The 21,265-nt window shown below is 35.4% G+C and carries 19 protein-coding genes; all 19 read right to left on the bottom strand.

The window, feature by feature from the left end; translation table 11 throughout:
- Positions 1-2: 2 nt before the first annotated feature.
- The 19 genes from ACJVDK_RS11905 to gmd all read right to left on the bottom strand — a co-directional run bounded on the left by ACJVDK_RS11905 (position 3) and on the right by gmd (position 21,265).
- Positions 3-1,364 carry a lipopolysaccharide biosynthesis protein gene (locus tag ACJVDK_RS11905; RefSeq protein ID WP_443936881.1) on the bottom strand — a complete coding sequence of 454 codons (1,362 nt, stop codon included), beginning with the start codon at positions 1,362-1,364 and terminating at the stop codon, positions 3-5.
- 131 nt (positions 1,365-1,495) lie between these two features.
- On the bottom strand, positions 1,496-2,725 hold the full coding sequence (locus ACJVDK_RS11910) for an N-acetyl sugar amidotransferase (protein ID WP_443936882.1): 1,230 nt from the start codon (positions 2,723-2,725) through the stop codon (positions 1,496-1,498).
- Entirely contained in the window at positions 2,725-3,372 is a 648-nt protein-coding gene (gene hisH / locus ACJVDK_RS11915; protein WP_443936883.1) for an imidazole glycerol phosphate synthase subunit HisH, read from the bottom strand. Before hisH ends, ACJVDK_RS11910 begins: the two co-directional genes overlap by 1 nt.
- Before the next feature lie 8 nt (positions 3,373-3,380).
- Positions 3,381-4,226 (bottom strand): imidazole glycerol phosphate synthase subunit HisF, encoded by an 846-nt coding sequence (gene hisF, locus ACJVDK_RS11920; RefSeq protein WP_443936884.1) that lies wholly within the window; start codon positions 4,224-4,226, stop codon positions 3,381-3,383.
- Positions 4,213-4,917 (bottom strand): acylneuraminate cytidylyltransferase family protein, encoded by a 705-nt coding sequence (locus tag ACJVDK_RS11925; RefSeq protein WP_443936885.1) that lies wholly within the window; start codon positions 4,915-4,917, stop codon positions 4,213-4,215. The genes hisF and ACJVDK_RS11925 overlap by 14 nt, the downstream gene beginning before the upstream one ends.
- Entirely contained in the window at positions 4,917-5,972 is a 1,056-nt protein-coding gene (locus ACJVDK_RS11930) for a nucleotidyltransferase family protein (protein WP_443936886.1), read from the bottom strand. The genes ACJVDK_RS11925 and ACJVDK_RS11930 overlap by 1 nt, the downstream gene beginning before the upstream one ends.
- A gap of 2 nt (positions 5,973-5,974) precedes the next feature.
- A complete protein-coding gene (neuC, locus tag ACJVDK_RS11935; RefSeq protein ID WP_443936887.1) occupies positions 5,975-7,084 on the bottom strand; it encodes a UDP-N-acetylglucosamine 2-epimerase in 1,110 nt (369 codons plus the stop codon).
- Positions 7,081-8,106, bottom strand: a complete 1,026-nt coding sequence (gene neuB, locus ACJVDK_RS11940) for an N-acetylneuraminate synthase (RefSeq protein WP_443936888.1) — start codon at positions 8,104-8,106, stop codon at positions 7,081-7,083. Before neuB ends, neuC begins: the two co-directional genes overlap by 4 nt.
- Positions 8,103-8,741 carry an acetyltransferase gene (locus tag ACJVDK_RS11945; protein WP_443936889.1) on the bottom strand — a complete coding sequence of 213 codons (639 nt, stop codon included), beginning with the start codon at positions 8,739-8,741 and terminating at the stop codon, positions 8,103-8,105. The genes neuB and ACJVDK_RS11945 overlap by 4 nt, the downstream gene beginning before the upstream one ends.
- 3 nt (positions 8,742-8,744) lie before the next feature.
- Positions 8,745-9,896, bottom strand: coding sequence for a LegC family aminotransferase (locus tag ACJVDK_RS11950; RefSeq protein WP_443936890.1), 1,152 nt, complete (start codon positions 9,894-9,896; stop codon positions 8,745-8,747).
- Between the two features lie 4 nt (positions 9,897-9,900).
- Positions 9,901-11,088 carry a UDP-N-acetylglucosamine 4,6-dehydratase gene (locus ACJVDK_RS11955; protein WP_443936891.1) on the bottom strand — a complete coding sequence of 396 codons (1,188 nt, stop codon included), beginning with the start codon at positions 11,086-11,088 and terminating at the stop codon, positions 9,901-9,903.
- On the bottom strand, positions 11,085-12,128 hold the full coding sequence (locus ACJVDK_RS11960; RefSeq protein ID WP_443936892.1) for a Gfo/Idh/MocA family protein: 1,044 nt from the start codon (positions 12,126-12,128) through the stop codon (positions 11,085-11,087). Before ACJVDK_RS11960 ends, ACJVDK_RS11955 begins: the two co-directional genes overlap by 4 nt.
- Positions 12,128-12,709, bottom strand: coding sequence for an acyltransferase (locus ACJVDK_RS11965; RefSeq protein ID WP_443936893.1), 582 nt, complete (start codon positions 12,707-12,709; stop codon positions 12,128-12,130). The genes ACJVDK_RS11960 and ACJVDK_RS11965 overlap by 1 nt, the downstream gene beginning before the upstream one ends.
- A complete protein-coding gene (locus ACJVDK_RS11970; protein WP_443936894.1) occupies positions 12,699-13,832 on the bottom strand; it encodes a DegT/DnrJ/EryC1/StrS family aminotransferase in 1,134 nt (377 codons plus the stop codon). Before ACJVDK_RS11970 ends, ACJVDK_RS11965 begins: the two co-directional genes overlap by 11 nt.
- Before the next feature lie 4 nt (positions 13,833-13,836).
- The gene (gene lhgO, locus ACJVDK_RS11975) at positions 13,837-15,030 is read right to left on the bottom strand and encodes an L-2-hydroxyglutarate oxidase (protein ID WP_443936895.1); all 1,194 of its coding nucleotides are present in this window, start codon (positions 15,028-15,030) and stop codon (positions 13,837-13,839) included.
- A gap of 22 nt (positions 15,031-15,052) precedes the next feature.
- Positions 15,053-16,333: a nucleotide sugar dehydrogenase gene (locus tag ACJVDK_RS11980; RefSeq protein WP_443936896.1), complete on the bottom strand. Its 1,281-nt coding sequence runs from the start codon at positions 16,331-16,333 to the stop codon at positions 15,053-15,055.
- On the bottom strand, positions 16,326-17,177 hold the full coding sequence (locus ACJVDK_RS11985) for a lipopolysaccharide biosynthesis protein (RefSeq protein WP_443936897.1): 852 nt from the start codon (positions 17,175-17,177) through the stop codon (positions 16,326-16,328). Before ACJVDK_RS11985 ends, ACJVDK_RS11980 begins: the two co-directional genes overlap by 8 nt.
- Positions 17,178-17,500: 323 nt before the next feature.
- Positions 17,501-19,990, bottom strand: a complete 2,490-nt coding sequence (locus ACJVDK_RS11990; protein WP_443936898.1) for an SLBB domain-containing protein — start codon at positions 19,988-19,990, stop codon at positions 17,501-17,503.
- 123 nt (positions 19,991-20,113) lie between these two features.
- Entirely contained in the window at positions 20,114-21,265 is a 1,152-nt protein-coding gene (gene gmd / locus ACJVDK_RS11995; RefSeq protein WP_443936899.1) for a GDP-mannose 4,6-dehydratase, read from the bottom strand.

The following is a 21,265-nucleotide window of genomic DNA, read 5'->3' on the forward strand; positions in this document are numbered from 1 at the left end:
ATTTAAATTATCCTCTTAGCGTATATAATTCCTGGAATCAAAGAAATTATGGTCACCACTATTTTTAAGTAGTAAGAAAAATCTTGTATTACCCATGCTATTGAAGTACTTAAAAGTATTATAAAAAGCCAAATAAATGGATTATAATTCTCATTATCAATATCTTTAAATTGTTTCAAGAAAAAACCTGAAAACCCAATATACATCAAAGAAAGAAAAGTTGTAAATGCAGCTACTTTATAACCATAAATTGGAACAAAAACAATGTTTAGCATAACGTTAATAACACCTCCAATTATACTTATTTTCCACAACTGACTTGTCTTTTCAGCAAACTGTAATCTATTAATAACTAGCCAATACATTGGTCTGTAACAGTATCCCATAATAATGATTACAGCTATCATATAAGATTTTTGTAGCTCCGCATTCTTTATGAATATATAAAAGAGTTGCTTTGTCCAAATCGCAAGAATGAAAGCACCACTTATAAATGCAACTTGTAAAAAGCTATTAAATTTTTTTAGTGCATTTTTATTGTCCGGGGCAGAGGATGCAAAATATTTATAATACATTGGACCTACAGCAGTCCCTACAGCAGAACCAACCAAATCCATATAATTTCCCCACATGTAAGCTACATTATATAACCCAATGTCAGTTGTGCTGACTTTATACCAATTCATTACAACTCTATCTGAAACATTGAGTAGATATGAGGAATAGTTGTGCGGAATTAAAGGCAATGATATTTTGAGTCTAGGTATTAAATATCTAGATCTTAAGCTGATAATTGGATATATTTTATTCTTATGAATTAAGATACCATATATAATTGCAGATACAAGAGATGAAAAAAAAGTTGCGTAAAACCAAGACATATACCCTTGATTATAATAAACAACACTTACAAATTGAACACCTACCATTACAAGTCCCGAAGTAAAAGCAACGGTTGACACTACAAAGGGTTTCTCTGCTATTTGAAAAAATCTTGTACCAAAGGAAATTGGTATATCCATCAAAAGAGATTGTACCCCAATACAGAATAGAATTTTAACAGTATTAGAATATGTGACTTCATCAGGCATTATAGCTAACAATACCCCAATCTGGAGAATTGTAAAACCCAAACCAAAAACCAATAGAAAAAAATATAATTGATTCCAAACCCATCGCCATCGAGTTGGACTTTTATAAAATGAATTAAGCATCGGCACCACAAGCCCGAGGTCTCTTCCAACTGAAAATAACATATTGTAAGCCATGACAGTACCCCATATTCCAAAATCAGTATTTGAAAGATATGGAGTGATAAATGGCAACAAAAACAATCCAATAATCTTTGGTAATTGAGAGCCCAAAGAATAAATTATAGAATGCGAAATTATCTTTCTTAGCAATTTCTTTATAATTACAAAATGAATCTTTTAATTAAAAAACGTAAATCTAATGAGTTACGTTTCATTATTATTTAAACAGCAATATTTAGGAATTAATCATCCAGGCCGTTTCCTGCAACATTGTGTCTCAATTTCCATTCGCCGTTTTCATCTTTACCCCATAAATGTGGAGATCTAAACTTATCACACAACTCGTGGAAATAGGCTGGTTCCATACCTATATATTCCATTACCTCATTAAAATATCTATCAGGGAACTCTCCATCAAAACGTTTCGCTAAAGCTACGCCTTCCTCTCTTGTTAAATGTTTATTTCGAATCTCTTGAGAAGCGTCGTACGTTGTACGGCCAATTCCAAATTTTATAAAGGTTGTGTAGAAGTGTAAATCATCAATCTTATCGTCAATACCACTATATTTGCTATAAGTGCCCTGAGTTCTGAAAGGTCTGGCTTTAAAACCTGTATTTTCAACAGCGTAATAATAAACTTCCTGTGGTGTCCATTTCAGATAATATCCAAGATAATGAACTTCTATATTTGCCCTTTCTAACTCTTCTGCCTTAGGTGGTAAGAAGGCCATAATATCTGATAATCTAACATCATATTTTTCAATCAATTCTGGTACTGATACTCCGCCTAAGAAAATCTCGTCTAAATGTTCAAAACTATAATAAGATTTATCCCTTAATGAAGTCATATTATCGGCAATTGGATTACCATATTCAGCCTCATTTTCTCCATAAAAGATTAAATTAATTCCATGAGCTGCAGCAATCTTCGGTGCAAGATTTTTTTGCCCTAAAATAAACGTTTGAAACGGATGTAATAAATTTTCAATAGAGAGTTTTGTTAAAAGCTTCATAACCTTACCATTCCTGTAAAAGGATAGATTATCAAATCCGCTATCCAACCAGTTTTTCCAGTTTTTTAATCCGTAATCGGTATATAAAATTGGAGGCCATGTACAAGTTAGTGGGTTCATGCCATATTTATACTTCAAAATATGTGCCTGGTAAGCGCTATCTTTCCCCCCACTGCCTGGAACAAGGCAGTCATAAGAACCATCGCTTTTCCTGTGTTTGTCTAGCAATGCGATTAGCTCTTCTTCACGCATTCCCCAATTAATATTATCCTTAATTTCAGCTGTTCTGCATGCATCGCAAACACCATTTTCATCAAACTGCATCGTTACTTTCTTACTATCGATAGTGTGTTTAAATTCAACGGCCGAAGCAGGACGCTGATTTGACATAATGCATTTCGTACAAAATTTTACTTCTTCAGGCAGGCCATAGTAAGCCTCTAATTTTTTTTCAGACATTATAATAAGTTATTTAAGGTAGCCCAGTTTTTATAAATTAAAACACCTTTTTGTGCGCTTTTTTCTGGATGAAATTGAGTAGCAAAGATATTGTCTTTAGAAATACCCGAACAATATTCCATTCCCTCGTAATTAGTTTTTGTTAGTGTACAAGATTCTTCAGCAGGATCTACATAGTAAGAATGAACAAAATACATAAATTCATGATCTGCTATATCTTTTAAAGGTGTTGTCGACCAGTCTTGTTTATGTGAATAGATTTTATTCCATGCAATTTGGGGCACACGGATTTTTTTATCATTAAAAGTAGCTGGAAACTTTCTTATCGTACCCGATATTAAATCTAAACCATCTCCAGATCCAAATTCCTCACTCCTACTAAAAAGCAACTGCAAACCTAAGCAAACCCCAAATATTGGCTTCCCACTATTTACATTATTTTTTATGGCATTTACAATATCTAATTGCTCTAAATTTTGCATAGCCTCAATAAAAGCTCCAACACCTGGCAGTATTAAAGCATCAGCCTCGTTGATATCATTTTTATTCGAACTTATTTTGGCATTAATACCAACAGTATCACAAGCTTGCTTAACGCTAAATAGATTACCAAGGTTATAATCTATAATAACCACTTTCTTATTCATACCACTCATTATATTCTACATTCTATACGGTTAGCGATTAAGTATTCTTTAATATCCTCAATTCTGCAAGGCTCAAAAGTATGAAAATTTCTTTTTTGTTTTAGGAATTCAGTGTTTCCCTCCTCCTTAGAATTATTGGATTCGTTTTCTTTTATGTAGTGATAGTGCAGCAATGAACTAATTGCAACAGCATCAGCATTCGCTTTTTCAAAAACTGGTGTAATATCTTCTTTTTTACCAGGACCACCATGTGCAATTACAGGAACGGATACAATTGAGCTTACCTTGCTAATCAAATCTATATCAAAGCCTTCCCCGGTACCTTCTCTATCTACAGATGTAATCACAATCTCACCAACTTTCATGTCATCCAGTTTTTGTGCCCATTCGAAAACATCAACGCCGGTATGTTCTCTACCATTATCAGTATAGGCAAGATATTGTCCATTGGTTTCCTTTATCGCTTCAATTGCAACAACAATCGTTGATGACCCAAACATTCTTGTAGCATCTTTAATAAGTTGATGGTTATTAATTGCAGCAGTGTTTAAACATACTTTATCCGCTCCTGCTCTCAAAACTTCCTTAATATCGGAAATTGACCTTAAGCCACCGCCAACAGTTATTGGAATAAAAATACTTTTTGCGGTTTCTGAGATAATATCATGTAAACTATTTCTTTCATAAAGAGAGGCAACCACATCCATAAACATCAATTCATCTGCACCTGTTTCATAGTAATATTTTGCAAAATCTGCTGGTTTACCTAAAACCCTTAATCCTTCAAGATGTATACCTTTAACCAAATTAGGCCCTTTAATATCTAATCTCGGTATAATTCTAACTGTTTTCATTATTTATTTCTTTTAAAAAATATTCTGCAATTTTCCAATCCTTCATTGTGTCAATGTCAATACTCCGCTCATCTGGCATTACACTTTTAATAATTTTTGTGAAGCCTTGAATATTCGTTTTCTTTAGCGCTTTTATATTTATCAAGTACATAGAGCCATTAAAAGCATACACTTCAGGGCAATCCTGGCGGCGCATAGTAGTAGAATCTTTAGATTTCCCTAGATAGCCATCAGTATTCTCTTCAAATAAATTAAAATACGGGCTGTTCTTAGAAAGATTTACGGTAACCACCATATCAATATCAGAATTATATTTACTTTTTACATTCTGATAATCGTCAACATTTCTAAAAGGAGAAGTTGGTTGCAATAGTAACACATTTTCGAAGGCTATACCTTGATTTTCGTAATGATTTATGGCATGCATAATAACTTCATAAGAACCGGCAGTATCTGAAGACATTTCCTCGGGCCTTTTAAACGGTACTTCAACATTTGCAAATTCTCTTGAGATCGACAAGACATCATCATCATTACTGCTTACACAAATCACATCCTTTGCCCCTTTTATTTTTTCGGCAAAGATTAGGCTATGTGAAATCAATGGCAATCCACCCAATACTTTTGTGTTTTTGCCTGGCAATCCTTTCGAACCAGCTCTAGCTGGTATAATAATTAATGTTCCATCCATTACAATACGATATGCTTGATGTCTTCTTGGGCTTTAATAAAATCCTGATGTTTACCAATATCCAGCCAATAGCCTAACAGCGGATAATGAACCAAATTTGTACCACTTTCTGTAATTAGTTTATCCATTAAATCGGTTGCATTGTAGAAACATCCTTTAGAAATGTGTTTTTTAAGTTGGAATTTCATCAAGTAAATACCGCCATTTGAATAGTAAGTATAAGTTGGCTTCTCAATAAACGATTCAACAGTATGATCATTTGTCTTTAGAACAGCATATGGAATACTCACATGATATGGTATACTGGCTAAAGCCATTGTGGCGTCCTGCGCTTTATAAAAATTATAAAAATCTTCAAAATCTATATTGGTTAATAAATCTGAATTCATAACCAAAAGATCATGATGTATAATTTTTTCGATATGTGCTAATGCCCCTAAAGTACCTAAAGGTTCATTTTCTTCAAGATAATGAATCTTAATTCCTTTGTTACTACCATCACCAAAATAATCCATTATTTGATCTTTAAGATACTTTACACTAATGTAGATTTCTGTAACCCCATAAGATATTAATCTATCTATATTGATTTCCAAAATTGGTTTATCACCAACTTTCAACATTGGTTTTGGAATAGAATCTGTAAATGGTTTTAATCGTTCTCCTCTGCCACCAGCCATAAGCAATGCCGAAAACGGTAATAATGTTTTTGTTAAGTGAAGATCTAAAATTTCTAATATTTTAAATTCATCATCAAGCATTGGAATAAGGTTGATACTAGCCTTTTTAAATTCCTTAATTAGATAAACATTATCCTCTCCATCCTTTAAATACTTGAATTTAGTATTCATAAAGTACTCGATGGTTTGTGAAATTTCATATCCGTTTAATAAACCCCGTCTAATATCTCCATCAGTAACACTTCCAAGCATTACTCCATCATTATTAACCACAAATAAGGTTCTACTGGAATTATCTGGTAATTCATCTAAAATCTTTAAACCTTTCCTGGCTTCATCGTAATTGAGGATTATGTGTTCTTGATGTTTAATCATTTTTATGAGATAGATTTCAAATGTTCAATTATCTTATTTGTTGCGCCACCATTCCAATAGATGTTTTGGCTGTTTAAAGTTTGCATCATTCCAATAGAATTTACAGCTGCAAGGATATCATCTTTTAATATTTTAACATGAATTACGTTGTGCCCTGCCGCTCTTCCTTTTTGACGATTGCCCAAATTAATTACATATTTGCCAAATGATGCAGCTTCTATAATTCCGCTAGAAGTATTCCCTAGCAAAAAGCTACAATATTTCATTGCCGTAAAGTAACTTTGAGATGCTAAATTTTCTATTAAAAACACATTCTCTGTATTTTTAAAGTTTGAGTTCAATGCATTCCTAATAATATTTCCTGCGGTGTCAGCATTTGGCATAGTAACTAAAACCTGATACTCCGGTAGAAGTTTTTTGATTGCCTGAATTAATTCATCTGCGTATTCTTCGTTTGCTTCGTACGAAACAGTTTCAGGATGAAATGTGCAAAGGATGGTTCTGATAGATAAATCAATTCCCCATTTTGAATTAAATTCGTCTATGCTTAATAATTTCAAGGTTGAAAGATTATCTAAACTTAGTGCCCCTACAACAGTAATATTTGTTTGGCTTGCGGTTATATCAGCAACTCTTTCAGCGTAAGCTTTAGTTGCTACAAAATGATATTTTGAGGCCAGAGTTATGGCATGTCTATATACATTATCTATTGCACCTAAAGTGGTCTCGCCTCCATGGATATGTGCAAAGGGTATTTGAAAAGGAATACCTGCAGTTACAGCAGCGAACATTTCATAACGATCACCTAAACAAAGTACAAGGTCAAATTCAGGTTTATTTTTTTCCCAAAAATCGGCAAATTTTATTGTTGTTAAACCTATAGCAGTTGTTATAGCTGCTGGCGTATCGGTTAACAACATTGATTCGACCTTATGTTTAACTTCAAAACCATTATTTTGAATCTGTTTGACCGTTTCTCCATGAAAAGGTGATAAGTGGGTACCAAATGCAATAATAGCCAATTCAAAGAACGAATCTTGCCTCAATCTGTTTAGTAGAGGTAAATAGATCCCAAAATCTGCCCGCGAACTGGTTAATACACCTATTCTCATGATGATAAATCTGTTAATAATAGCTTATGTCCTGCTTCCAGCGATTTATTTACAATCCTGCCAATAATACTGTCCATTTCCATTGGAGAAATACCGTCTCCGGGCCTGAGCATTTCCAGATCTTGCTCCGAAATCGCTTCGCCTTCCAACTTATTATTTTTTAAATGAATACTTTTTCTAGCAATTTCAATATTTTTTCTTTCAGAGTTAGAAGGCTCCTTAATACCAGAACCCAATATGGCTTTCTCAATGTTTCTAATGGCAAGAACCATAGCTGTAAGCTCTTGCGGCTCCAACGAAGCAAGATGGTCCGGACCCGGTAAATTTCTATCCAGAGTATAATGTTTTTCAATCATTTTAGCACCTAATGCAACTGCTGCAATTGGCACTTCTATACCCAAAGTATGATCGGAGTAACCAATTGTCGTTCCAAATTCATTGCCAATGTTAAGCATGGCTTTTAAATTAACATCCGACATCGGGGTTGGGTACTCTGTGTTACAATGCAATATGGTTATATTTTCTTTAGCTATCCCGGAATCTAAAAAAACATCCAGCGCTAGCCTGATATCATCTATGGTTGCCATACCAGTAGATAGGATTACATTGTTAAAAAGTTTAGCGGCTAAACGCAAATAGGGTAAATTGGTTATTTCTCCCGATGGAATTTTAACCATATCCAATCCCATATTTGATAAATACTCCAAAGAAGTCAAATCAAAAGCAGTGGAAAAGAACTTAATAGCTTTATCCTTACAATACTGAATTAACCTTTCATGATCCTTTTCAGAAAGCTCTAGCTTCTTGAGCATTTCCAGTTGAGATTCTTCTGCATTTTTTGTGTTATCAATCTGATAATCTGCCTTTTTTGCTTGATTTGAAACTAATTTATCAGCCTTAAAAGTTTGGAACTTCACATAATCAACACCTGCATTTACAGCTGCATCAATCAGTCTGAATGCATTTTCTATATTTCCGTTATGATTTACGCCTGCTTCAGCAATTATAATTGTATTATTCATTTGTTTAAACTTTTTGCAGGGTTACCAACCTGTATATCTTTTGTTAAAATATTTTTGATAATCACCGATCCAGCACCTACTATAACCTCATCGCTAATGGTTATTTGATTAGCAATCGTAGCGTTACTTCCAATAAAAACGCCATTTCCAATTGAACAATTTCCATTCACAATTGCCCCTGTAGAAACATGTGTGTGATTGCCAATTATAGCATCGTGCTCTATGTCACATTTACTATTTAGTATACAATTGTGCCCAACTGTCACTCCGGCATTAACTATTGCATGATGCATTACAATGGTACCTTCACCCAAGCTGCTGTGTTTTGATACATATGCAAGTGGTGATGTTACAGTAGCTATTTTCGCTCCGCTCGCTTTAAGCTGAACAAAAAGCTTTTTCCTAAGTAAACTCGATTTTATTTGCCCTATTGTGATCAGAAAACTATAACCTAGATTAACATATTTTAAAATATCCTGATCAGTGCCTATAATCTCATAATTTAATACCGTGGTTCCAACTAATTCATCGATATCTAATATGCCTGCAATTTCAAACTGACCTGTTTGCTCAACTATATCGATACAAACCTGGCAATGCCCTCCGCCTCCAATTAAAATAAGCTTATTTTTCATCAATTACTTAACCCTAAAACCACTAGGAATGTTAACCAACCGATCTGCAATCCAGATACTATTAGTTAACTCATCAGTTTGGCAATTTGTGAACATAGGCAAACGGTTCATTAATTCCCAAATCGGCCTAGTCATAACCCCATTTGTATTTGTAAAGTCCAAAAACTTATTTCGCTCTTCCAGATTTTCAAGTAGAAGTGCATTAAGCCAATAATTAGCTTTTGATTCTTGTTGTTCTTTTACAAAAGTTATCGAATGCGCATCAAAAAACTTACTGTATGCTGAAGCCAATTGCCTCTTGTTTTCAATAAACATATTCAACTGCTCCAATTGCGCACAAGCTAAAGCCGCATTTAAATTAGGCATGCGATAATTATATCCAATAGCATCATGTACAAATTCCCATTTATGGGGTACTTTGGCTTGTGTGGTTAAATGTTTCGCCTTTTTGGCTATTTCCTCATCATTTGTAATCAATGCACCACCGCCACCAGACGTAACGGTCTTATTTCCGTTAAAGCTAAATATGCCGACTTTACCAAATACGCCTGTATGCTTTCCCTGATAATAACTTCCCAATGATTCGGCTGCATCTTCTACCAATTCTATTTTCCAATCAGCACAGATTGCAGCAATTTCATCTATCTTGCAGGGAAAACCGAAAGTATGCATGGGTACGCATGCAGCAATGCGTTTGCCGGTCTTTTTATTATAGCTCCCATCAACCCTTAATTCAGCATTTGATTCAAGAAAGTTCTTTAGTGCAGCTGGAGACATACCCAGTGTATCTCTGTCAACATCTATAAATACCGGCTTAGCGCCAATATAGCTGATTGCGTTTGCGGTTGCGATGAAGGTTAATGCCTGTGAAATTACTTCATTCTCTTGCTCTACACCTGCTAACAACAAGCCCAAATGGAGCGCATTTGTTCCATTCACGATAGCAATAGCATATTTTGCACCCGTGATTTCGGCCATCATCTCTTCAAAGCGGTTAACATAAGCCCCTACTGAAGATACAAAGGTCGAATCAATTGCATCATTTACATATCTTTTTTCGTTACCAATAAAAACAGGCTCGTGCAAACCTATAAAGTCTTTGTTCGGAAACTGGTTTTTAATAAAATCTACAACGCTTTGAAATTTATCTGACATCTCTTTACATTTTAGCATCTAAATATTTACCTGTCTCCTTATGCCCGAAATCAGGAATCATGTTATGGAAAAGATCTACAATGTCCTCTTTTGTCCACTTTCTTGCATCCTTATATTTTTCGATGGTATTTGTAAAATATTGTAGTTTCTCATCATCAAATGATGGTTCATTCTTGATGATGCCTAAGTTTTCGAATTTCTCCATATCTAATACTTCATTCGTGGTAAAGAATTCCTCAAAGTCTTTCTCCCCTGTTGTATCGCTATGGGTAAACAAACATGGCCATTTCTTTTCTTTTGGCAAAGTTTTAATCAATTCCCTGGCTTCCTCCTCCGTTTTACACAAATATGGCTCAAAGCCTAATCCTTTTAAATATTTCTCTGCGATATCTGCAAAAGTGATTAAATGTAAATCTTCACTTAACTTTGGAAAAAAAATATCTCTATTTTCTCCGAAAATGCAGGACATTAAACAAAGCTCTCCTGATTCTTTAGGAATAACAAAATATCTTTTAATATCATTTGGTGCAACAATAGGCTGCATTTTCTGAATACGTTGATTAAAGCCATGTAATAGTGAACCATCTGAAAATGCAACATTTGCAAAACGAGCGGTAGAAATCGCTATTTCTTTACTTTTACGCATTAAAAACATCTCCATGATGCGCTTCGATGCCCCCATCATATTAACAGGATTTGCTGCTTTATCTGTAGATACACAGAAATATTTTTTTACTCCTTTTGCAATAGATTGATTTATTGTCTTTTCAGTATTGAAAATATTTACATCAATCATCCTCATCAGAGTGAAAGGATCTTTTTCACTACGAACATGCTTCAGAGCAGACAAATTAAGCACATAATCAAATTCACCATCTGCTTCGATAAATGCATCATATTCAATTGAGCCAATATCCAAAGCAAAGGTTTGGAAATCTCCATCAATATATCCAAAAGAACTTCTGATATCTCTTACCAACTCTACCATGTTGTTTTCACTAATATCCACAACATGAAGCTTCTTTGGATTGCGTTTGAAGATTTCTTTAGTTACAGCTTGCCCAATAGAGCCTGCACCTCCAATTACCAAGAATCTCGATTGGCCTACAGCTTCACTGAGTCTAATCTCATTATTTTGGATGTCGCGATTGAATAATTCCTGAGTTCTACCGATTAAATTTAATATTTTCATTTATCACTAGCGTATATTCTCTCTATTATATCGACTACTTTTAAACCTTCTAAAGCATTGGTTGTAATATTACCCTTGCCATTTATAACATCAACAATATTTTCATAGATATAATGATGATTTGCTGCAGATCCTTTATATGGACCATAATCATTTGGTGGATTGCTTTCTTTTAAAATTGGCATTTCATAATCTTTGATATGACAATACTCAACTTCATTCATATATTGTCCACCAACCTTAAGCGAGCCGTTTTCTGCAATTACAGTTATTGAACTTTCTAGGTTTTTGTTCCAAATTGCAGTAGAATAGTTTAGGTTACCAATACCTCCATCAACAAAATCAAAACTTACAAACCCAGAATCTTCAAAATCGGTTGTATTTTGATGGTTAAAATCATGTAAGCGGGCATTGATATTTTTAATATCGCCAAAGTACCAATACATCAAATCAATAAAGTGCGAGAACTGAGTAAATAAGGTTCCACCATCTAATGCTTTTGTACCATGCCAAGTACTAGGCTTACCTGTTTTAGGATCAGGTTTATAATATCTATCGTCACGATTCCAATAACAATTAATTTGAACCATATATATCTTACCCAGAATACCTTGTTCCAAAATGTCTTTTAACCATTCTGAAGGTGGAGAGTATCTGTTTTGCATCACACAAAATACCTGCTTGTGCTTATGTAGTGCCTTAAATATAACCTTCTCACAACCTGCCTTTGTTAAAGCCATTGGCTTTTCAACTACTACATGGCAATTCCTACTCAATGCCTTTAACGCATGTTCTTCATGGAAACCATTTGGTGTTGCAATTGATACCACATCAAATTCTAAATTTGAATTGAACAAATCGTCAATGGAAGAAAATAAAGTTGCCTCTGTATAAGCTTCAATGCCTAATTCGTTTCTTGGCTTAGTATCACACAACGCCACTAGCTCGCAATCATCATTTCCCTGAATCATACTGGCGTGTCTTTTACCAATATGCCCGCAGCCTACAACTGCAAATTTTATTTTATTTTGATTAGCCATTATTTTATTCTTTCAACAATATTATTAACTAGCTTATATTCCTGAGCACTTTCTTTACAGGTTGCAATTCCGTTAGCATCAAAATTTAACCTATGTCCGTATTCGCTAACCCAGCCCAATTGTTTAGCAGGATTGCCAACAACAAGTGCATAAGCCGGAATAGCCTTTGTAACTACAGCACCAGCACCTATAAATGCATATTCACCTATGTCATGGCCACAAACAATAGTTGCATTTGCACCAATTGAAGCGCCCTTTCCTACATGAGTTTTTGTATATTGATCTCTTCTGTTAATAGCGCTTCGTGGGTTAATCACATTTGTAAATACCATTGATGGACCTAAAAAAACATCATCATCACAAGTAACGCCGGTATATATAGATACATTATTTTGAACCTTAACATTTTTACCCAGTGTAACATCAGGTGAAATCACAACATTTTGTCCGATGTTACATTTATCTCCAATCTTGCAATTCGGCATAATATGAGAGAAATGCCAGATACTAACACCTGCTCCTATTTCACAGCCTTCATCAATAACTGCGGTTTCATGTGCTTTATACTTACTAGTTCCCATAAAATTCTTTAATACATGATATAATAAAATCTTGCGTACGCTCCTGCATTTCTGTATGAATTGGAAGAGACAGTACCGACTTACATAGTTGAGTTGAAACTGGCAAATCTCCTACAACTCTGCTAATATTTTTAAATGCCTCTTGTTGATTCAAGGGGATTGGATAATATATCATGGCCGGAACACCTTTATCAGCCAAAAAGCCTTTTAATTCATCCCTTTTTCCATCTTTTACTAAAATGGTATATTGGTGAAAAACGTGGGTGGATTGAGGATTTCTTGCCGGAATCTGAAGATTTTCAATGGTTCCTAGGTGTTTATCGTAGTATGCAGCAGCGTTACCTCTTGCATTTGAATATTCGTCTAAATGATTCAATTTAACACTCAAAATACCGGCTTGCATGGTATCCAGCCTCGAATTTACACCGATATATTTATGCTCATATTTTTTAACCTGACCATGATTGGCAATCATCTGGATTTTAGCACCGAAATCATCATCATTAGTGCATATTGCACCACCATCGCCATAGCAACCTAAATTTTTAGAAGGGAAAAACGATGTTGTTCCTATGTGACCAATTGTACCGGCTTTTACTTTTTTACCATCCGAGAAAGTATATTCTGCACCTATTGCCTGTGCATTATCTTCAATAACAAACAAATTATATTCATTTGCTACTGACATGATTTCCTCCATGTTGGCACTTTGCCCAAACAAATGAACCGGAACAATCGCTTTTGTTTTATTGGTTATTGCAGGTTTAATAATATCCGCTGTCACATTAAAAGTGTCACGGTCAACATCGACCATAACCGGTACTAAGCCAAGTAAGGCAATTACTTCAGTAGTAGCAACATAGGTAAATGATGGAACGATTACTTCATCACCTGGCTTAAGGTCCAGAGCCATTAATGCTATTTGTAAGGCATCCGTTCCGTTTGCGCATGGAATCAGATGTTTAACATCAAGATATCGTGCTAAACTCTTTTTGAATTCACCTACTTGTGGTCCATTAATAAATGCTGTTGTATCAATACAATGTTGAATTGCAGCATCTATTTCATCTTTAATTTTTAAATATTGACCTTTCAGGTCTACCATTTGGATGGCATCTTTCATAGCTTTAATTTAAAATTTTTTCACTCAATAATTTACCGATTGATAAGGATGATGTTGCTGCTGGAGATGGTGCATTTCTCACATGTATGATGTTTTTATTTTGCAGGATATTGAAATCATCAATCAGATTTCCCTTCCTATCACATGCTTGTGCCCTAACGCCTGCACCACCTTCAATCAGGTCATCCGCTTCTATTTCTGGGATTAACTTTTTTAGCGCATTCGTGAAGGCCGCTTTAGACAATGAACGATAAATTTCACCGATACCCGTTTGACCATATTTACCTACAATTTTCCAAAAACCTGGCCAAGTGAGGCTTTCCCCAAAATCCTTAAGGTTAAAATCACTGAATTTATATCCCTCTCTTTTGAAAGCTAATACAGCATTTGGACCTGCTTCGACTCCTCCATGAATCATTCTGGTAAAATGAACACCTAAAAAAGGGAATTCAGGATTAGGAACAGGGTATATCAAATTTTTAACTAAATATTCTTTTTCTGGTTTTAACTTATAATATTCTCCCCTAAAAGGTATTATTCTTAAATCGTTGTCTTTTTCGCTTAAACTGGCAACTCTATCTGAAAATAATCCAGCACAACTTATTAAGTTATTAGTTTCATAATGCTCTGTCCTCGTCTCGACAATAATTTGATTGTCTTTTTGAATTATATTTGTTACCTCTTGCCTGAAAACTGCTTCACCTCCATACTGGGTTTTAAAAATTTCCAATAGCTTTTTAGCCATCTTTGGATAATCAATAATTCCTGTTTGTGGCACATGTATGGCTGATAAGGCTGCACAGTGTGGTTCAAATTCTCTACTTTCTTCAGCGCTGATTTTCCTTATACCAACAAGTCCATTTTCTTTACCTCTTTCAAAAATATTATCAAGTACCTTAAATTCCTTTGCAGAGGTTGCAACTATGATTTTTCCGCAGATATCATAAGAAATTTCATTTTTATCTGCAAAATCCAATAGAGAATGATAACCTGAAATACAGTTTTGAGCCTTTAAACTATTAGGTTTATAATAAATACCGCTGTGAATTACACCACTATTATTACCCGATTGATGTTTGGCTACACTAGATTCCTTTTCTAAAATTAATACCTTAATTTTAGGATTAGCAAATTTTATATGATAGGCGGTTGATAAACCCACCAAACCAGCGCCAATTACTATCACATCATATTTCACAGTCGATATTGTATATGGTCAATTAAAGTCTTGCATCAATCAAATCTCTATTTAGAAAAGATTTTGTATCAAAAACTACAGAATCTTCACCATTTTTAATTTTACTAAAATCTAATTCTAAAAATTCTTTATGGCTTACGGCTAATATAATAGCATCATATTTCGAGTTAATATTCTGAATTAGATCGATATTATATTCATGCTTTACTTCTTGAGCATCTGCATGTGGGTCGTAAACATCTACACCTAAACCAAATTGTTTCAATTCTGTATAGATATCAATAACTCTAGAATTTCGAATATCTGGACAATCTTCTTTAAATGTTACACCAAGAATCAATGCCTTTGCGCCCTGAATTTTATGTCCTTTATGAATCATTAGCTTGATCACCTTATTTGCAACAAACATGCCCATATTATCATTCACCCTTCTTCCGGATAATATAACCTGGGGGTGGTAACCCAATGATTCAGCCTTATGTGCCAGATAATATGGATCTACTCCAATGCAATGCCCGCCTACTAAACCCGGTTTATACTTAAGGAAATTCCATTTGGTACCAGCTGCATCAATTACATCCGTTGTATCTATACCAATGCGATCAAAAATTAATGCCAACTCATTTACAAATGAAATGTTAACATCTCTTTGCGCATTTTCAATTGCTTTACTAGCCTCAGCAACCTTTAAACTTGGTGCCTTATGTGTTCCTGCTAAAATAATGCTAGAGTAAAGATTGTCAACCACATCAGCTATCTCAGGAGTAGAGCCAGATGTAACTTTTTTAATTTTAACAAGTGTATTCACTTTATCTCCCGGATTAATTCTCTCTGGAGAATAACCACAATAAAAGTCCTCGTTAAATTTTAGCCCACTAAATCTTTCAAGTACTGGCACACAATCTTCTTCCGTACACCCAGGATATACAGTAGACTCATATATAACAATATCTCCCTTCGACAATACTTTACCAAGCATCTCTGATGCTTTCAATATCGGAGTAAGGTCTGGAGCTTTAAATTGATCGATTGGCGTTGGTACAGTTACAATATAAACGTTATATTCTTTAAGTAAATCTGTATTTGATGAGAACACTATACCATCAGATTCCGTCTTGCGCTGTAAGAGCTCTTTCAAAGTTTCCAAATCAGCCTCTTTAGTTCTGTCTTCACCGTTCGAAAGTTCATCAATACGGGATTGATTTATATCAAAGCCAAGTACATTATATTTTTTGGCAAACTCTATTGCCAAAGGAAGACCAACATAGCCTAATCCAATAATTGCAATTTTAGGGTTATTCACTTAATATATTTTTTAAAATTATTTTGAAAATTAGATATATTACTGATAAAAAGCCTAATATAATCCCACCTAAAATTATTCCTTTTATCTTACTAAAAACATCTTTACGCAGTGGGTAAACCGGTTCATCAACAATTTGAATTAGCGGAGCGTCCTTTCTCATGGAAATTTTTGCCATTTCCAAATTTTGCACCAGAGAACTCAATATCGCTTTATTTGTCTCTGCAGAAAATTGCGAACGTTGAGCTGGAGCAATGCGCTGTACCTGTCTTGTTGGATTTAAATTCGGCGTAGCATCTGCTACAGCTGCAGCGGTATAAATCGCCCCATTCATAACTGCACGAACAGAATCCGTCTTTTGCTGTAAAATTTGTACGTTCTCAACCGATTTCTTGGTTTTGGTTTGTACATAAAAATCATTTACATTTTTTACAATTTGCTCGTCAAATGCTTTAGCAAAAAATTCATCGCTTGCTTTCACTTCGGCTTTGATAATGCTTAGTTTCTTATCAGGCTTTGCAACAGTTAAATAGTTTTTATTTATATCCGCAACAATGGTACCTAAAACACTGTCTCTTAATCTTTCAGATTTGAGATTTAAGATTTGAGATTTTAGTGGAAGTCTCTCTGAGAAATTAATCGTTAACAATTCGGGTTTCTCTTTCCATTTATCTTTTAACGTATTAAATGCAATATATCGATCGATCAGCAATTGCTTTTTCCCTTCATAGTCAACCTCTGTTAACAATGTTTGCTCAATCATTTTGCGCGATTTGTACAACTCAAGAATATTATCTCCTTGAAAAATACCGCCGCCTCCGGAACCCAAATCAACTCCAGCCATCGAAGCCAATCCAGCCAAGCCTCCTATTCCACCGCTTCCCTTATCTTCTTCTAAAACAAAAGTGGTACTGGCTGTATAAACTGGCTTTTTTGAATTGGCATAGAAAAACCCAATTACTCCACCCCCCAAGCCAAAGCATACTATGATAAGCCATTTAGACAATAGATACTTCACCCATTCCCTTATCTTAAGAATCAAGTCCTTAAGCGAAATTTCATCGTCCTTTGTGTTTATTTTTGTCTGACTTTCAGCCATTGGTTTTTTTATTCTTTTTTTTAAAACTATTCAATAGAGATTCTTCGTTCCTCAGAATGACTTTATCATTACCTCAATAAACTCACAATAATGGCACCCAAAGATGCCACAGCGGTTCCAATTCCAATCCAACTTTGGGCCGTTAAGCGTTCTCTTTCTGCACGTTTAGGTACCATTATCTCTGCACCTGGCTTTATTTGTGGGTTGTTATTAAAAAACAATAAAAACTTGGTCACCGATGCCGCTGATCCATTGGCATATTTCACGTAGGTTCCGTTTCTGCGTGCATTCGTTGTAAAACCGCCTGCGCCATTAATGTATTGCCTTAGTCCCTTACCACTCGAATAGATGATGCTATTCGGATTTAAAACTTCACCCGTAATTTTAACCGTTTGCAAGGTACGAGGTACCCGAATGACGTCCCCATCCTCCACAATTAAATCGTACTTAGAGTTTGGTTTCTTTATAATTTTCTCCAGATTAATACCCACCAAATCACTTTCTATTAATTTTTGTTCTACATCTTTCGTCAAGGTATCTTTCACACCAGCCTCTTGCGCTCTCTTTAATGCTAAATACTTTTTCTCTTCTTCTTCTTTGGTGTCAATGGCATTTTTATCCGAAGGATTTATTTTTTCTGCCCCAGGTCTTTTTAACGATGCCCCGTCTGGATACGCATAATAGGTTAATCCACCTGCGCGCTTAATTAAATCAGAAATTTTTTCATCCTTTCGCGTAATTGTGTAGATACCCGGATAAACAACTTCCCCTTCTAACTTAACTTGTTTTTGGGTCGAATATCCTTCTGAACTTCTAACCGTAACGATGTCGAATGGTTTTAGAATAAATGCCTCATTTTTAAAACTTAAATCGGGGTTCAAATCAATGGTGAATACCTCGGCTGCTATGGCCGACTTCTCGGTAACATCGCTATTTTTTACGCGTCTTGAAACTTCAATTCTGTTTGGGGTTGCTCCTTCTTTAAATCCTCCAGCCATTTGAATAACAGAACCTAAGGTCATGTTATCGGCATAATCAAAGCTACCCGGCACTCTAATCTCTCCCTGAATAGTTATTTTATATTCATCTCTTAAATCAAACAAGGAGTTAATCGTGATTTTATCTTCTCTTAGTAAACTAATATCAGTATCAGCGCCAGAAATAATCTTTGCCACATCAAAGGAAATCAATGCTTGCGTATTGTCTGGATTGAGACGACTAATGTATCCACGATTTAAAAAAGCATCCTCCGTTAGGCCATCCGCTTTATTAATTAAACCGCGCAACGTAAGTCCCTTTTCCAGTTCATACTGTCCGGGTCTAAAGACAGCGCCTACAATTTCTACCCGATTCTCAAAACGATCCAATATACCTTCAATTACAAAGCGATCACCATTTTTTGGTTGATAGGTACCGAACTCAGCAGCTGCAACATCAGTTAGTTTTCGCTCTTTATCCGTGTTTTGAAATACCTTAATTTTCGCCGTATAGGCTTGTGTCGTAAAACCGCCTGCAAAATGCAACACTGATTGAAGGCTCTCCCCTTTTAACACCTCGAACAAAGCTGGGCGCTTAATCTCGCCACTTACTTCAACACGTGTTTCGTATACCGGAATATTAATTACATCTTGATCTTGCAAGCGAACATTTCCCTTTTGAATCCCGCCGGCTATAAAGTCATAGGCGTCAATGGTACTTACCACTTTATTGTTTCGAATAACCTGAATCTTTCTATAAGAACCATTTTCGTTGGGCCCTCCAGCTGCATAAAGCGCGGTAAATGCCGTTGATAGTGAAGAAAGCGTATATGTGCCGGGCTTCACGACATTGCCGGTTAATACTACTTTTATACTGCGAATATTTCCAAGATTTACAGAGACTGTAGTACGACCTGATTTAATTGCTGGATAGGTTCCTGACATCGAAGACTTAATTTTCGATGTCGCTTGATCCATACTAAGCCCCGCAACCGACACATTCCCAACATACTGCAAGCGAATCGTGCCATCAGGGCTGACCTTTAATTTATAATTAGCTTCATTATCTCCAGAAATATCTACTAAAAGTTCATCGTCTGGACCAATAATATAGCCTCTCGGGGTAGCTAATCGAACATTCGGCTCAAAAGTTATGTTACTATTTTTAAATAAATCAGCACCGAAAATTTTTGGCTTTAATGCTTCAAAAATATCAATCCTGTTATCTTCTCTTTTTCTTCTTAAAGAATCGGCTTTTGAGTCTGTATATTTTCTACTATTATCTTCCGTTGAAGTTTCCGAATCAGTATCATTTGAATTAGTAGCGGTCTGTTTCTTCAGTTTTTCTACCCTAATCTTTAATTTTTGGATTTCCTCTGGCCTCATGCCCTGCGCCGCGGCCATTTGCTCCAACTGCGCTTCTGAATACCCCACCGATTCAGCACGCTGAATCATTTGTCTAATTTGGGTATCGGATAATTCATCAACCTTAACAGACGAATAGTTCTGTGCTGAGGCTGATAAACTAACAAGAAGTACTAAAAACAAAATGGATAAAAATGCTACTAATCTTTGTTTCATATTATGCCGATACAATCGGTATTTGGTTTATTTGGCGTTCATCTACTCGCAAAAGTAGATCTGTTGCCATGCTTTATTTTAATTTATATACGCGTTGCCTAGTATCAAAACCAAAATTAACTGTTATTCAAAATAGTTTAGGGTTTCAAACCCTCCTTGTTTTAAGTATTCGTCTTTTTTCATCAATTGAAGATCTGAATTAACCATATCTTCAACCAATCCTTGTAAGTCGTATTTAGGCTCCCAACCCAGTTGCGTCTTTGCTTTTGTTGGATCACCTAACAACAAATCAACTTCTGTTGGTCTATAATACTGTGGGTCAACTTTTACAACTGTCGTGCCAAGTTTTAGGCTTTCGCTATTTAAGCCCAGGCTTACTACCTTTTCTGGATCAACATCAATGATAACACCTTTTTCGTTTTCATCCTTTCCAGAAAATTCTATTTCAATTCCTAGATGGGCAAAGCTCATGCGCACAAAATCACGAACAGTGGTCGTAATTCCAGTGGCAATCACAAAATCTTCTGGTTTATCTTGTTGCAAAATTAACCACATGGCTTCAATGTAATCTTTTGCATGCCCCCAATCGCGTTTTGCAGACAAATTCCCTAAATACAAGCAGTTTTGCAAGCCTAAAGCTATCTTGGCAGCCGCACGTGTAATTTTTCTGGTTACAAACGTTTCTCCTCTAAGCGGACTTTCGTGATTAAATAGAATACCATTACAAGCAAACATATTATATGCTTCGCGGTAATTTTTCGTAATCCAAAAACCATATATCTTTGCTACCCCATAAGGTGAACGCGGATAAAATGGCGAGTTTTCATCATAAAAACCCTTTTCATTTTTATTTTCAGGCATCCCTCCGTACAATTCTGAGGTTGATGCTTGGTAAATTCTTGTTTTTTTCTCCATTCCCAAAATCCGTACCGCTTCTAAAAGACGAAGGGTTCCAATGCCGTCTACATTGGCAACATATTCTGGCGAATCGAAAGATACTTTTACGTGGCTCATTGCCCCCAAGTTGAAAATCTCATCGGGCTGCGTTTCTTGAATAATCCGAATTAAGTTGGTTGAATCAGTTAAATCTCCATAATGCAGTTTAAAGCGTACATTATTCTCGTGTTGATCTTGATACAAATGGTCAATACGGTCTGTATTAAATAAAGATGATCTCCTCTTAATACCGTGTACAAAATAGCCTTTCTTTAATAAAAACTCCGCTAAATAGGCACCATCCTGCCCCGTAACCCCCGTAATAAGTGCAACTTTCAT

Origin of the sequence: Pedobacter paludisoli (assembly GCF_052344095.1) — a bacterium.
Lineage (GTDB): Bacteria > Bacteroidota > Bacteroidia > Sphingobacteriales > Sphingobacteriaceae > Pedobacter.

Excerpts from the sequence above, each read along its gene's own strand:
- ACJVDK_RS11970 (WP_443936894.1), bottom strand. The coding sequence starts at position 13,832 with ATGAAAGATGCCATCCAAATGGTAGACCTGAAAGGTCAATATTTAAAA.
- ACJVDK_RS11985 (WP_443936897.1), bottom strand. The coding sequence starts at position 17,177 with ATGGCTGGAGTTGATTTGGGTTCCGGAGGCGGCGGTATTTTTCAAGGA.
- ACJVDK_RS11910 (WP_443936882.1), bottom strand. The coding sequence starts at position 2,725 with ATGTCTGAAAAAAAATTAGAGGCTTACTATGGCCTGCCTGAAGAAGTA.
- ACJVDK_RS11925 (WP_443936885.1), bottom strand. The coding sequence starts at position 4,917 with ATGGATGGAACATTAATTATTATACCAGCTAGAGCTGGTTCGAAAGGA.
- ACJVDK_RS11955 (WP_443936891.1), bottom strand. The coding sequence starts at position 11,088 with ATGAAAATATTAAATTTAATCGGTAGAACTCAGGAATTATTCAATCGC.
- ACJVDK_RS11930 (WP_443936886.1), bottom strand. The coding sequence starts at position 5,972 with ATGATTAAACATCAAGAACACATAATCCTCAATTACGATGAAGCCAGG.
- ACJVDK_RS11960 (WP_443936892.1), bottom strand. The coding sequence starts at position 12,128 with ATGGCTAATCAAAATAAAATAAAATTTGCAGTTGTAGGCTGCGGGCAT.
- hisF (WP_443936884.1), bottom strand. The coding sequence starts at position 4,226 with ATGAAAACAGTTAGAATTATACCGAGATTAGATATTAAAGGGCCTAAT.
- ACJVDK_RS11945 (WP_443936889.1), bottom strand. The coding sequence starts at position 8,741 with ATGAAAAATAAGCTTATTTTAATTGGAGGCGGAGGGCATTGCCAGGTT.
- gmd (WP_443936899.1), bottom strand. The coding sequence starts at position 21,265 with ATGAAAGTTGCACTTATTACGGGGGTTACGGGGCAGGATGGTGCCTAT.
- ACJVDK_RS11990 (WP_443936898.1), bottom strand. The coding sequence starts at position 19,990 with ATGAAACAAAGATTAGTAGCATTTTTATCCATTTTGTTTTTAGTACTT.
- neuC (WP_443936887.1), bottom strand. The coding sequence starts at position 7,084 with ATGAGAATAGGTGTATTAACCAGTTCGCGGGCAGATTTTGGGATCTAT.
- ACJVDK_RS11965 (WP_443936893.1), bottom strand. The coding sequence starts at position 12,709 with ATGGGAACTAGTAAGTATAAAGCACATGAAACCGCAGTTATTGATGAA.
- hisH (WP_443936883.1), bottom strand. The coding sequence starts at position 3,372 with ATGAATAAGAAAGTGGTTATTATAGATTATAACCTTGGTAATCTATTT.
- neuB (WP_443936888.1), bottom strand. The coding sequence starts at position 8,106 with ATGAATAATACAATTATAATTGCTGAAGCAGGCGTAAATCATAACGGA.
- ACJVDK_RS11950 (WP_443936890.1), bottom strand. The coding sequence starts at position 9,896 with ATGTCAGATAAATTTCAAAGCGTTGTAGATTTTATTAAAAACCAGTTT.